The 12700-nt window shown below is 69.5% G+C and carries 9 protein-coding genes; 5 read left to right on the forward strand and 4 right to left on the reverse strand.

The window, feature by feature from the left end; translation table 11 throughout:
- Nucleotides 1-596 precede the first annotated feature (596 nt).
- Both RSA25_RS02540 and RSA25_RS02545 read left to right on the forward strand, forming a co-directional pair.
- Complete coding sequence (locus RSA25_RS02540; RefSeq protein ID WP_332807353.1) at nucleotides 597-1100, forward strand: hypothetical protein; 504 nt, start codon at nucleotides 597-599, stop codon at nucleotides 1098-1100.
- Between the two features lie 14 nt (nucleotides 1101-1114).
- Entirely contained in the window at nucleotides 1115-1387 is a 273-nt protein-coding gene (locus RSA25_RS02545; RefSeq protein WP_332807354.1) for a DUF4031 domain-containing protein, read from the forward strand.
- Between the two features lie 26 nt (nucleotides 1388-1413).
- Here RSA25_RS02545 and RSA25_RS02550 read toward each other — a convergent pair whose 3' ends face one another.
- Complete coding sequence (locus tag RSA25_RS02550) at nucleotides 1414-1956, reverse strand: hypothetical protein (RefSeq protein ID WP_332807355.1); 543 nt, start codon at nucleotides 1954-1956, stop codon at nucleotides 1414-1416.
- A gap of 138 nt (nucleotides 1957-2094) precedes the next feature.
- Between RSA25_RS02550 and RSA25_RS02555 the strand changes: the two genes are divergently transcribed.
- Nucleotides 2095-2346: a DUF3297 family protein gene (locus RSA25_RS02555; RefSeq protein WP_332807356.1), complete on the forward strand. Its 252-nt coding sequence runs from the start codon at nucleotides 2095-2097 to the stop codon at nucleotides 2344-2346.
- A 245-nt stretch (nucleotides 2347-2591) separates the two neighbouring features.
- Here the strand turns inward: RSA25_RS02555 and RSA25_RS02560 are convergent, their stop codons facing one another.
- Nucleotides 2592-4235, reverse strand: coding sequence for a Na+/H+ antiporter (locus RSA25_RS02560; protein WP_332807357.1), 1644 nt, complete (start codon nucleotides 4233-4235; stop codon nucleotides 2592-2594).
- Nucleotides 4236-4367: 132 nt separating this feature from the next.
- Nucleotides 4368-5162 carry a class III extradiol ring-cleavage dioxygenase gene (locus RSA25_RS02565; RefSeq protein ID WP_332807358.1) on the reverse strand — a complete coding sequence of 265 codons (795 nt, stop codon included), beginning with the start codon at nucleotides 5160-5162 and terminating at the stop codon, nucleotides 4368-4370.
- A 137-nt stretch (nucleotides 5163-5299) separates the two neighbouring features.
- Here RSA25_RS02565 and RSA25_RS02570 point away from each other — a divergent pair, with 137 nt between their 5' ends.
- Complete coding sequence (locus tag RSA25_RS02570) at nucleotides 5300-6181, forward strand: LysR family transcriptional regulator (protein ID WP_332807359.1); 882 nt, start codon at nucleotides 5300-5302, stop codon at nucleotides 6179-6181.
- Between the two features lie 24 nt (nucleotides 6182-6205).
- Here the strand turns inward: RSA25_RS02570 and RSA25_RS02575 are convergent, their stop codons facing one another.
- Entirely contained in the window at nucleotides 6206-9157 is a 2952-nt protein-coding gene (locus RSA25_RS02575) for an EAL domain-containing protein (RefSeq protein ID WP_332807360.1), read from the reverse strand.
- Between the two features lie 284 nt (nucleotides 9158-9441).
- Here RSA25_RS02575 and RSA25_RS02580 point away from each other — a divergent pair, with 284 nt between their 5' ends.
- Nucleotides 9442-11559 (forward strand): M13 family metallopeptidase, encoded by a 2118-nt coding sequence (locus RSA25_RS02580; protein ID WP_332807361.1) that lies wholly within the window; start codon nucleotides 9442-9444, stop codon nucleotides 11557-11559.
- Nucleotides 11560-12700: the final 1141 nt, after the last annotated feature.

Consider the following 12700-nt stretch of genomic DNA (forward strand, 5'->3'; position numbering starts at 1 on the left):
CGCGGATGGGCAACGTTCGATGTGGGCATGACCTTCGACGGCATGGCCGTTGCCGGATGCCATCCCGGTGGAGGTCATGCGTTCCCGGACGTGGCCCGTTCATCGGCGGTCGGTTGGGACCCGACCCTACCGCGGGGTTGCGTTCGGTGGGGCAGGCGTCTGCCCGCCGGACGATGAACGCGCCGCACCCTGTTGACCGCCGTACGCCCGGACGATGCGGACGCCGCGCCTTGGTAGGGTCGCGCCCCAGCCGACTGCACGCGGATGGGCAACGTTCGATGTGGGCATGACCTTCGACGGCATGGCCGTTGCCGTGCCCCATGCCGATGGCGGTCATGCGTTCCCGGACGTGGCAGGTTCATCGGCGGTCGGTTGGGACCCGACCCTACCGTGGGTTGGCTGCGGCGGAATGACCGTTCCTGGATGCCATGCCGATGGCGGTCATGCGTTCCCGGACGTGGCCCGTTCATCGGCGGTCGGTTGGGACCCGACCCTACCGCGGGGGCTGCACTCGAGGGGGCACGACCGGAAGGGCCGACGCCTTCGGCCAACCGCCATTACAATGGCGGTCTTTCCCGTTACAGATAGACGCCACCATGTCCAAGCAGTCCAAGGCCAAGCGCGACAAGCGCAAGAAGCAGCAGCCCAAGCGCCCGATCAACCGCCTCAACGCCCAGCAGCCGGTGCAGAACCACGCCGTGCTGACCAACGAAGAGGGCCAGGTGGTGGCCGCGATCGGCCTGCAGGGCACCGAATGGCTGCTGGCCATCGGCGGGCAGACCATGGGCAACGCGGACAACCCGATCCCGATGCTGGCCATGCTCAAGCACCTGTCCAACGTGCAGGAAAAGGAAGGCCGCAAGGTCAACCTGGAGTACTCCACCCAGCTGCAGCAGCTGATCGACGACCTGGCCGCCGATGAAGGCAAGACCGCCGACGACTACCTGGCCACGCTGGTGTCCGAGTTTGAAGGCGTGGAAGGCGAGGACGGCGAAGCAGGCGGCGACGAGGCCGAAGACGCGCAGGTCGTCGAAGACGCCAGCAGCGATGCCGCCGCCGAGGCCACCCCGGCCGCCAGCGACGACAAGCCGCAGGCCTGAGCCACGGCGATCCGGTGACGGTCTATGTCGACGATGCGGTACACCCCTGGCGCGGCGAGCGCTGGGCGCATCTGATGGCCGACACCCTGGCCGAGCTGCACGCCATGGCGGCGCAGCTCGGCATCCCCCGGCGGGCCTTCCAGAACCGCCCCAGCGGCGCCCACTACGACGTACCCGCCGCGCTGCGCCTGCAGGCGATCGCGCTGGGCGCGCAGGCCATCTCGCGGCATACCGACCGCGTGCTCGTCAAAGCGGTCATCGCCAACGCACGCCGCCAATACCGGTAGGTGCCGACCGCGGGTCGGCCCCCGCCTCAGAACGGGTCGCTGCCCGGTCGCACTTCCACGCCCAGCAGCGAGCACAGCGCCAGCATCGCGTCATCGTCGCGGCTCAGCGCCATCCAGCCGGCCAGGCCGCCCTCGCCGGTGTCCACGCTCCACAGCGAATAGTTGTGCTCGCGCAGGCGGTCGTAGGCGGTGGCCATCAGCACCGGCGCATCGGCCGCGGCGGCGAAGTCCTCATCGTCCAGGTCGCCGCCCCAGTCCAGCTGCAGGTTCCAGCGCGCGGACAGCTCGTTGACCGCCGACACCAGCGCATCGGCATCGCCGCGATCCACCTCGAAGCCCGACTGCCAGGCGATGGCCGCCATCAGCGGCGGCAGCCAGTCGGCCTCCTCGTCGATCTCCTCGCCGGCCTCCAGCACCGCCTCGCGCCAGCGGTTGAACTGCTGCAGGCCCAGTTCCTCGTCGCCGGGATTGATCAGCACGAACAGGTTCCAGATCCGCGCCTCGAAATCGTCTTCGTCGAAATCGCGCTCGTCTTCTTCGAAGTCGAAATAGTCGCTGTTGTCAGGCATGGCCGGTAGTTCCTCGAGGCAGGCGGGCATTCTGCCGTGCAGCGGCGTTGGCAGGAAGCGAAATTCGGCAGCGGCGGCGCTGCGGTTTATCCTGTGCGCCTGGAAGATGGCCGTGTTGGCCGTCACGACTGAATGACCATGAGCGATACCCCTCCCGATCACCTGGCGATCAACCCGACCAGCCCCTTCCACGACGCGGCCGCGCTGGAGCGCGGGGTCGGCATCCGTTTCAACGAGGTCGAGCGCGACAACGTCGAAGAGTATTCGGTCAGCGAAGGCTGGATCCGCGTCCAGGCCGGCAAGGCCCGCGACCGCCGCGGCAACCCGATGACCATCAAGATCAAGGGCACCGTGGTGGCCTATTACCTGGACCAGAAGCCCGAGGCCTGATCCGGCGCCGGGCCGCGTGGCCCGGGGGGGTAGAGCCACCCCATGGGTGGCTGCGCTTCGGCCAGGCCTGGTAGAGCCACCCCATGGGTGGCTGCGCTTCGGTGGGTCTGCGTCAGCCACCCATGGGGTGGCTCTACCGTGGGGTGTTGGTCTGCGTCAGCCACCCATGGGGTGGCTCTACCCTGGGGTGTTGGTCTGCGTCAGCCACCCATGGGGTGGCTCTACCCCCCGCGTGCGGTTGGCGGTCAATCGCGCTGGCGGGTTTCGAGCAGGTCGAGGTTGCGGATCAGCTTGCGCGAGACCTCGTCGGAGATGGTGCCGCGGCGGGTGAGGCGGAACAGCTCTTCGCGTTCGGCGGTGAGGCCGGCGCCGCGCAGCTGGCGGTAGCCCTGCTCCATGCGCTGCACCTTCTCCGGGTCCGCATCCGGGCCGTCGTCCTTTTCCAGGTTGCGCTGGTACAGCAGGCTTACCCGCGAGGCCGCGTCGTTGTACAGCTGCACGTTCTCGGTGGTCTGGTTCTGCACCAGCTGCTGGCGCATGCGCTCCACCCCGGCCAGGGCGGCCTTGGAGGCCAGCCGGCGGGCCAGGTCCTCGGCCTTGCGCTCGCCCGAGTCGGCCGGCAGCTCCAGCCCCTTGAGCAGCCGCGGCAGCGCCACGCTGGCCCCGACCAGCGACACCAGGATCACCGCCGCGGCCAGGAAGATCACCAGGTCGCGCGCCGGGAACGCGCTGCCATCGGGCAGGAACAGCGGCAGGGTGAGCACGCCGGCCAGGGTGATCGCCCCGCGCACGCCGGCCAGCGAGGTGGCCACCACGATCCGCCACGAGGTGCCCGGCCGCGCCTCGCCGCGATGGCGCGCACGCAGCACGCTCCAGCGCAGCGACAGCCATACCCATGCCAGCCGCAGCAGCACCAGCGCCAAGTTGATCACCACCACGTACACCAGCAACCACCAGGCGCTGTGGTGGCCGCTCTCGCTGACGGTGGTGATGGCGCGCTCGACGATCCCCGGCAACTGCTCGCCGAGCAGCACGAACATGATCCCGTTGAAGCTGAACTGCAGCATCGACCACACCGCCGCGCGCTGCACGCGCATGCTGCCCGAGACCCGCCCGGTGAGCTCCACGTAACTCATGGTGATGCCGGCGGCCACCGCGGCCAGGATGCCCGAGGCGTTGGCTTCTTCGGCCAGCAGGTAGGCCGCGAAGGGAATCAGCAGGTTGACCAGCAGCGCCGCGCCCGGTTCTTCGCCGAAGCGCCGCCACAACCAGCGCTGGAAGGTCGATACGCCCAGGGTGACCGCCGCACCGATCGCCACACCGGCCAGGGCCACCCACAGGAAGGTCAGCGAGGCGGTGGCCAGCGAGAAGCTGCCGGTCATCACCGCCGCCACCGCGAAGCGGAAACAGACCAGGCCGGAGGCATCGTTCAACAACGACTCGCCTTCCAGGATGTGCATCAGCCGCTTGGGGATGGGCGCGCGCGAAGCGATCGAGCCGACCGCCACCGGATCGGTGGGCGAGATGATCGCCGCCAGCGCGAAGGCCACCGCCAGCGGCATCACCGGGATCATCCAGTGGATCAGGAAGCCGGCGCCGATGACGGTGAACACCACCAGCCCGAAGGCCAGCTCCAGGATCACGCCCTTGTCGCGGAACAGGCCCTGCTTGGGAATGCGCCAGCCATCCAGGAACAGCAGCGGCGGCAGGAACAACAGGAAGAACATCTCCGGTTCCAGCGCGTGGCCACGGTTGAACACCCCGGCGATCACCGCGCCCAGCCCGATCTGCACCAACGGCAGCGGCACGGACAACGGCAATACCCGGACCAGGTAGCCGCTGGCCACCACGGCCACCAGCATCGCCAGCACGACTTCAATGGTATGCATGCATTTCCCAGTGGACGGCGCGAGGGGGAGGCTGCAGGCAGCCGGCGCCGGAAACTGCAAAAAAACTAACACACCCTCCCGCCCGCGCGCATGCCCGGGCGTGGCCGGCTCAGTCGGGGTGCAGCAGCAGACTCATGCCACCGCCCCGTCGAAGCGATAGATGTCCATCGCCAGGAACCCCGCATCGATGCCGGCGTCGATGCGCTGCGCGCCCAGCGCCTCGCCTCCGGCCGCGCCCATGGCGAAATGCAGCGGCTGCAGGTGCTCATCGGTGGGATGGGCCTGCGCCGCATGCGGTGCGCGCGCGCGATAGTCCAGCAGCGCGGCACTGTCGTCGGCGCGCAGGCGCTGCTCCACCCATTGGATGAAGGGCCGCACGTACGGGGCCTCCTTGCCGGCGGCGTAGTTGCCCCAGTCGTGCAGGTTGTGGGTGATGCTGCCCGAGCCGACCAGCAGCACGCCCTGCGCACGCAACGGGGCCAGCGCGCGGCCAAGGGCGAACTGGTGCGCCGGCCCGAGCCGCGGCTGGATCGCCAGCGGGATCACCGGGATGTCGGCCTGCGGGTAGAGGAAGCGCAGCGGCACCCAGGCACCGTGGTCCAGGCCGCGCGCCGGATCGATGGCCGCGCGCAGCCCGGCCGCATCCAGCCGCGCGGCGATCTCGGCGGCCAGCGCCGGATCGCCGGGGGCGGGGTAGCGCAGCTCGAACAGCGCCTGCGGGAAGCCGCCGAAGTCATGGATGGTGGGCGGTTGCGGGTGCGCGCCCACGGCCGGCTGGTGGGTCAGCCAGTGCGCGGAGGCCATCACGATCGCGCGCGGTCGCGGCAACTGCGCGGCCAGCGCGGCCAACCGTTCGCCTACCTGGCCGGGATGCAGCGCGGTCATCGGCGAACCGTGGGAGATGTACAGCGAAGGCAGGACGGACATCACAGGCTCCAAGGGGGCGCAGGCGGAGGAGGGTGACACGGCGGCGCCGGGCGCGCGGGGAAGGCGCACAGGTTATTGCGCGCACGCACCGTGATAAATACGATCAGCCGACGCTGTTTATTCCAGGACCTGAAACAATGGACACCCTCGAAGCGATGCGTGTGTTCGTGGCGGTGGTCGAGCGCAACGGCTTCAGCGCGGCCGCGCAGGCGCTGGACATGTCCACCGCCGGGGTCACCCGGCAGGTGGCCGCGCTGGAAAAGCGCCTGTCCACCCGCCTGCTCAACCGCACCACGCGGCGGGTCAGCCCGACCAGCACCGGCGCAGCCTATTACGCGCAGTGCGTGCAGCTGCTGGCCCAGTTCGATGCGCTGGAAGCCGGCATCGGCGCGCAGGCGCTGGCCCCGTCCGGGCTGCTGCGGATCAATGCACCGGTCAGCTACGGCATCGCGCGGCTGGCACCGCTGCTGGCCGGCTACCGTGCGCGCCACCCGCAGGTGACGCTGGAGCTGTCCTTGTCCGACCGGTTGGTGGACATGGTCGAGGAAGGCTTCGACGTGGCCCTGCGCATCACCCGCCAGCCCGGCCCGGCGCTGATCGCGCGCAAGCTGGCCGACACCTGCATCACCCTGTGCGCGGCCCCGGCCTACCTGGCGGTGCACGGCCGCCCGCAGCATCCCGACGACCTGGCCGGGCACGAATGCCTGGGCTACAGCTACTGGGGCGACGGCGACCGCTGGACGCTGCGCGGGCCGGAGGGCGAGGTGGGGGTGACCGTGCAGGGCGGCCTGCGCGCCAACAACGGCGAGGTATTGCGCGAGGCGGCGCTGGCCGGGATGGGCATCATCCTGCAGCCGGACTTCCTGGTCGCCGAGGCGCTCGCCGATGGCCGCCTGGAGCGCCTGTTGCCGGCCTGGGACGTGGCACCGATCGGCATCTTCGCCGTCTACACCAGCCGCAACCACCTTGCCCCGAAGGTGCGCAGCTTCATCGACTACCTGGTGGAAGCGCTGGCCTGAGGCCGGCGGCGGCGGCGGCCGGCGTCACAGCGCCTCGGCCGTCTCCAGCCGCGCGATCACCTGCGCCAGCGGCGAGGGCCGGCCCAGCAGGTAGCCCTGCACCTGGTCGCAGCCATGCGCGGCCAGCCACTGGTGCTGCCCGGGGGTTTCCACGCCCTCGGCGATCACCGTCAGGCCCATGCTGTGGCCCAGCGACAGCAGCGCGCGGCAGATCGAGGCGTTGCGCGGGTTGGTCTCCACGTCGGCCACGAAGCTGCGGTCGATCTTGAGGATGTCCAGCGGCAGGTGCTGCAGGTAGGACATGTTCGAGTAGCCGGTGCCGAAGTCGTCCAGCGAGATGCAGATGCCCTGCTCGTGCAGGCGCTGCATGGTCAGCTTGGCCTGGGCCGGCTTGCGCATCAGGCTGCTTTCGGTGAGTTCCACCTGCAGCGCGCCGCGCTCCAGCCCGAACTCCTGGCTGGCGCGGGCGAACTCGGCCACCAGGTCGCTGTTGAAGAACTGCACCGCCGAGACATTCACCGCGATCGGCAGTGCCCAGCCGGCATCGGCCAGCTGGCGCTGCGCCTGCGCGGCCGCACGGATCACCCAGCGGCCCAGCGCCAGGATCAGGCCGGTGTCTTCGCACAGCTGGATGAATTCGCCGGGCGGAATGAAGCTGCCATCGGCCTGCGGCCAGCGCAGCAACGCCTCCAGCGCCGCCGGGCTGCCATCGGCGGCATGGCAGATGGGCTGGAAATACAGCTGGAACTCGCTGTCGATCGCACTGTGGATGCGCCCGGCCAGGCGCAGCCGTTCGGCCAGGCGCGAGGTCACCGTGTTGTCGAACCAGGCGATCACGCTGCCGTCGTCGCGCGCGGCATGGGCCGCCTGCGCGGCCATGCCGATGATCTGTTCGGCGGGCACGTTGTCGCCGTCGAACTTGACCGCCACGCCGATCCGCGGCTCGAACTGGTGCAGCCAGTCCTGCCCGCGCACCGGCTCGGACACGGTCTGTACCAGCGTATCCAGCGCGGTCTGGCGCTCGTGGTCGTCGCGGATGGCGAAGATGAAGTCTTCGGCCGGCTGGAAGGCCAGCAGGCCATAGCGCGTGCCCAGCCCGCCCAGGCGCTTGGCCATCGCCTGCAGCACCACCTCGCCCACTTCGCGGCCAAGCGTATCGGCCACCAGCTGCAGGCCGCGGAACTGCACGTAGGCGATGGTGTAGCTGCCGCCCTCCTCGTCCAGCTGGGCGGCCAGCGCGCGCGTGTTGAGCAGGCCGGTGGCCGGGTTGTGGGTGGCGTGGTAGGCCAGGTCGCGCTCGTAGGCCAGGCGGTCGCTGATGTCCTCGGCCAGCACCAGGCACGCCTGGCGCCCGTCGAAATCCAGCCGCGCCAGGTGCGCGCGCACTTCGAACAGGGTGCCGTCCTTGCGCCGGTGCATGCGCACCTGTGCGTCCTGCGCATCGCCCAGCGTGGCGCGCGATATGGCACCGCGGATCTCATCCCAGCCTTCGCGCGGGCGGATGTCCAGGATGCTCATCGCCAGGAATTCCTCGCGGCTGTAACCGTACTGCTTCACCGCCGCCTCGTTGACCTCCAGGAAGCGCAGCGTGTCCGGGTCGAACACCCAGAACGGGGCCGGGTTGCGGTCGAACAGCAGGCGGAACTGGCGCTCGGCCTGCTGCACCCGCGCCAGTGCCTGCACGCGCTCGCTCACGTCGGTAAGCGCGCCGATCATGCGCCGATGGCGGTCGGCCACCGCCACCCGCTGGCCGCGCGCGGACACCCAGCGCACCGCGCCGCCGGGCAGTACCACGCGGAACATCTCATCGAGCACGCCGTTGCCGGCGAAGGCATCGTCGAAGGCCAGCTGCATGCGCTCCACGTCTTCGCGGTGCACGCGGGCGAAGAACGCCGCTACCGGCGCGCCCTCGCTGTCGATGCCGAAAATCTCGCGCGCCAGCGGCGACCAGCGCAGCAGCGCGGCGTCCTCGTCCACGTACCAGGTGCAGACCTTGCCCACCTGGTGGGCCAGCAGCAGCTCGGCGTGGCCGGTGCGCAGCTCCTCGGTCAGGACATCCTGGCTGCGGGTCGCGCGGCGCAGGCTGACGTACACCAGCGCGAACATGCCCCAGTACAGCAGGTACAGCGCGACCGAGGCCTGCACGTAGGGCCACCAGGGCGCCAGCACGTCTTCCCGGCCCAGCCCGGCATACACCGCGATCGGGTACTGGCCCAGGGTGGTCAGGGTGGAGATGCGCTCGACGTTGTCGATCGTGCTGCTCTCGATGCCCAGCGGGATCACCGCATCGCGGCGCAGCATGTCGCGGTTGCCCAGCCGGAAGCGCTGGCCGGTCAGCCCCACCGTGTCCGGGCTGCGCGCCAGCACGTAGCCCTGGCTGTCGGTGATGGAGATGACCCCGTGCTCGCCGGTGTCCAGCCCACCGATGATCGACTGCAGCTCGCTGGTGTGCAGGCGGCTCAGCAGCCAGCGGTCATCGCCCATGCGCAGCGCCAGCGGCAGCACCCAGCGCTGGGCGTTGCGCTGCTGCGGCGGGCCCAGGTACAGCCGGCTGTCCACGCCGCGGTTGGCGTCCACCGCCCACAGCGGCAGGTACAGGTCGCCGCTGCCGCTGGTCAAGGCGCGCCCGTACTGGTCCACCACCACGATGCTGTCCAGCTCGGCATGGCGCTGCAGCACGCCGCTGATCGCATCATCGAGCAGGTCCGGGGCCTGCACGGGCACGCGCTCGAACAGCAGCGCGCCGTCCTCGGCGATGCCCAGCATGGCGCGTTCCAGGTTGCGCAGCTCCAGCCGCAGCAGGCGCTGCGAACCGGCCGCCAGCGCCGAGCTCTGGCGCTGCGCGGCTTCCTGCCGGCGCTGGAAATCGTTGGCCAGCATCACCGTCAGGCCGATCGCAAGCAGCACGCCCAGGCCAGTGCCCAGCCACACGATGGTGCGCAGTGGCCGCGCCAATGCGGGGTTCAACGCGGGCATTACCGACCACTCCCGCTGCGATGGGCTGACTTCATGCGTAAACGCTTCCTGGTTTCCCCAAACCTGAGCGGCCGAAGCCTGGGATTCTTGATGTCCAGGCGGCACCTTGTTGCCGGGGCCGGGCCTGGACCGGATCCTCGGCCGCCAGCATGCACCAGCCCGTGCGGCACGGGAAGGGCCGGCATTGCCGGATCGGGCGGTTGCCGGCCCGGCCCGCGGTGACGGGGGTAACAAGCCCGGCGCAGGGGATTAGACTTGGGGTTTTCCCGTCGCCTGAGAAGTCCATGTCCATGCTGCGCCGCCCCACCCTGATGCTTGCCATTGCCGCCAGCCTGTCGCTGGGGCTGTCCGCCTGCGACCGCGAGCCGGCCGCCCCCGCCGCGACCGCGCCGGACACCGCCGCCGCCCCGGCCGCGCCCAAGCCGCAGCTGGGCAGTTTCGGCTTCGATGCGGCCGGGATGGACCGCAGCGTGGCCGCCGGCGACGACTTCTTCGGCTTCGCCAACGGCACCTGGGTGAAGAACACCGAGATTCCGGCCGACCGGTCCAGCTACGGCAGCTTCAACGTCATCGCCGAGAAGACCCTGGCCGATACGCGGGCCATCCTGGAAGGCGCCGCCGCCGATACCAAGGCGAGCGGGGAAACCAAGCTCATCGGCGACTACTACGCCGCGTTCATGGACGAGGCCGGCATCGAGTCGCGTGGCGTGGCCGCGGTGAAGCCGGAGCTGGACGCCATCGGCGGGATCACTGACAAGGCCGCGCTGGCCACCGCCCTAGGCGGCACCCTGCGTGCGGACGTGGACCTGCTGAATGCGACCAACTTCTACACCGACCGCCTGTTCGGGGTGTGGGTGTCGGTGGACCTGCTGCAGCCGGACCGCAACGCGCCCTACCTGGTGCAGGGCGGCCTGGGCCTGCCGGACCGTGACTTCTACCTGCAGGGCGGCCGCATGGCCGAGCTGCGCAAGCAGTACCAGGCCTACATCGCCCAGGTGCTGCAGCTGGCCGGGGTTGCCGATCCGGCGGCCAAGGCGCAGCGCATCCTGGCGCTGGAAACGCGGATCGCGCAGGCCCATGCCACCCAGGAAGAAACCAACGACGTGGCCAAGGGCGCCAACGCCTGGAAGCAGGCCGACCTGAGCGCCAAGGCGCCGGGCATGGACTGGGCCGCCTTCCTGGCGGGGGCCAGGCTGGGCGAGCAGCAGGACTTCATCGTGTGGCAGCCCAAGGCCGTGGCCGGCATCTCGCGGCTGGTGGCCACCGAGCCGCTGGACGTGTGGAAGGACTACCTGGCCTTCCATGCGCTGGACCGCGCCGCGCCGTACCTGCCCAAGGCCTTCGCCGATGCGCGCTTCGCCTTCCACGGCACGACGTTGAACGGCACCCCGCAGCAGAGCGAACGCTGGAAGCGCGCGGTGGACGACAGCAACCATGCGGTCGGCGAGGCGATCGGCAAGCTGTACGTGGAGCGCCATTTCGACCCGGCCACCAAGGCCCGCGCCGATGAAATGGCCAGGAACATCATCGCCGCCTTCGCCAAGCGCATCGACGCGCTGGACTGGATGTCGCCGCAGACCAAGGCGCACGCCAAGGCCAAGGTGGCCGGGCTGAAGGTGGGGATGGGCTATCCGGACACCTGGCGCGACTACACCGGCCTGGAGATCAAGCGCGACGACGCGCTGGGCAACGCGGCGCGCGCCGAGCAGTTCGAGTACGAGCGCAACATCGCCAAGCTGGGCAAGCCGGTGGACCACGGCGAGTGGGCGATGCTGCCGCAGACGATCAATGCGATGAACGTGCCGCTGGAAAACCGGCTGGTGTTCCCGGCGGCGATCCTGCAGCCGCCGTTCTTCGACGGTGCGGCCGACGATGCGGTCAACTACGGTGCGATCGGTGCGGTGATCGGGCATGAGATCAGCCACGGTTTCGACAATGCCGGGGCGCTGTTCGATGAGACGGGCAAGCTGCAGAACTGGTGGACGGCCGACGACCTGAAGAAGTTCAACGCGGCCGGCGATGCGCTGGCGGCGCAGTTCAGCAGCTACCAGCCGTTCCCGGGGGTGTCGGTCAATGGCCGGCTGACGCTGGGCGAGAACATCGCCGACGTGGCGGGGCTGGCGACGGCCTATGACGCCTACCAGCTGTCGCTGCAGGGCAAGCCGGGGCAGACGCTGGAAGGGTTCAGCCCGGACCAGCGTTTCTTCCTGGGCTTCGCGCAGGCATGGCGCAGCAAGGCGCGCGAGCAGGCGCTGCGCAACTCGCTGCTGACCAACGTGCACGCGCCGGGGCAGTTCCGCGCGCTGACGGTGCGCAACCTGGACGCGTGGTACCCGGCGTTCGAGGTCAAGGAAGGCCAGGCGCTGTACCTGGCGCCGGACAAGCGCGTCAAGGTGTGGTGAGCGGTTTCACCGCGCGACGGTGACACACGAAAACGGGCGCTTCGGCGCCCGTTTTTTTGTTTGGGGCGTTGAGCCGGGTGTATGCGTGGTGCAGGAATGGATGGCGGCACCGATGGTTCGATGCACGAATGTACGGATCGCTGGGTCGATGCACGGCGGTACGACTGCACGACGCCGGTAGGGTCGGTTCCCAAACGACCGCCGATACCGCTGATCGGCACGACGAACGCATGGCCTCTGCCGACGCGCGCCGCGTGCACTCGTCCGGGAAACAACGCCGGTAGGGTCGGTTCCCAAACGACCGCCGATAGCGCTGATCGGGACGACGAACGCATGACCTCTGCCGGACACGCCGCGTGCATCCGTCTGGGAAACGACGCCGGTAGGGTCGGTTCCCAAACGACCACCGATACCACTGATCGGCACGACGAACGCATGACCTCGGCCGACGCAAGCCGCGGCCACACACAACGGCAACGCACCCCTTCGGCAAAGGTCATGCCCACCCACGGCCGGGACACCCCGCGTGCAGTCGTCTGGCGAGCGACCCTACCAATGGATCGGTTCCCAATCGGCTGCCGACAACACTGACCGGCACGGCAAAACACCCCTGCGGCAAAGGTCATGCCCACCCACGGCCGGGACACCTCGCGTGCAGTCGTCTGGGGAGCGACCCTACCAACGGATCGGTTCCCAATCGGCTGCCAATCCCACTGACCGGCACGGCAAAGCACACCCGCGCCAAAGATCATGCCCGCCCACGGCCGGCCGGCTCCCCCGCGTGCACTCGTCTGGGAAACGACGCCGGTAGGGTCGGTTCCCAAACGACCGCCGATAGCGCTCATCGGCACGACGAACGCATGACCTCGGCCGACGCAAGCCGCGGCCACACACAACGGCAACGCACCCCTTCGGCAAAGGTCATGCCCACCCACGGCCGGGACACCCCGCGTGCAGTCGTCTGGCGAGCGACCCTACCAATGGATCGGTTCCCAATCGGATGCCGATCACACTGACCGGCACGGCAAAACACCCCCGCGCCAAAGATCATGCCCACCACGGCCGGCCGGCTCCCCCGCGTGCACCCGTCTGGGAAACGACGCCGGTAGGGTCGGTTCCCAAACGACCGCCGATAGCGCTC

The sequence above is a fragment of the Stenotrophomonas sp. genome (assembly GCF_036662295.1).
Lineage (GTDB): Bacteria > Pseudomonadota > Gammaproteobacteria > Xanthomonadales > Xanthomonadaceae > Stenotrophomonas.

What these genes read in the sequence shown, in the direction of transcription:
- RSA25_RS02540 (WP_332807353.1), top strand. Translation starts at nt 597, where the DNA reads ATGTCCAAGCAGTCCAAGGCCAAGCGCGACAAGCGCAAGAAGCAGCAG.
- RSA25_RS02550 (WP_332807355.1), bottom strand. Translation starts at nt 1,956, where the DNA reads ATGCCTGACAACAGCGACTATTTCGACTTCGAAGAAGACGAGCGCGAT.
- RSA25_RS02555 (WP_332807356.1), top strand. Translation starts at nt 2,095, where the DNA reads ATGAGCGATACCCCTCCCGATCACCTGGCGATCAACCCGACCAGCCCC.
- RSA25_RS02560 (WP_332807357.1), bottom strand. Translation starts at nt 4,235, where the DNA reads ATGCATACCATTGAAGTCGTGCTGGCGATGCTGGTGGCCGTGGTGGCC.
- RSA25_RS02565 (WP_332807358.1), bottom strand. Translation starts at nt 5,162, where the DNA reads ATGTCCGTCCTGCCTTCGCTGTACATCTCCCACGGTTCGCCGATGACC.
- RSA25_RS02570 (WP_332807359.1), top strand. Translation starts at nt 5,300, where the DNA reads ATGGACACCCTCGAAGCGATGCGTGTGTTCGTGGCGGTGGTCGAGCGC.
- RSA25_RS02575 (WP_332807360.1), bottom strand. Translation starts at nt 9,157, where the DNA reads ATGCCCGCGTTGAACCCCGCATTGGCGCGGCCACTGCGCACCATCGTG.
- RSA25_RS02580 (WP_332807361.1), top strand. Translation starts at nt 9,442, where the DNA reads ATGTCCATGCTGCGCCGCCCCACCCTGATGCTTGCCATTGCCGCCAGC.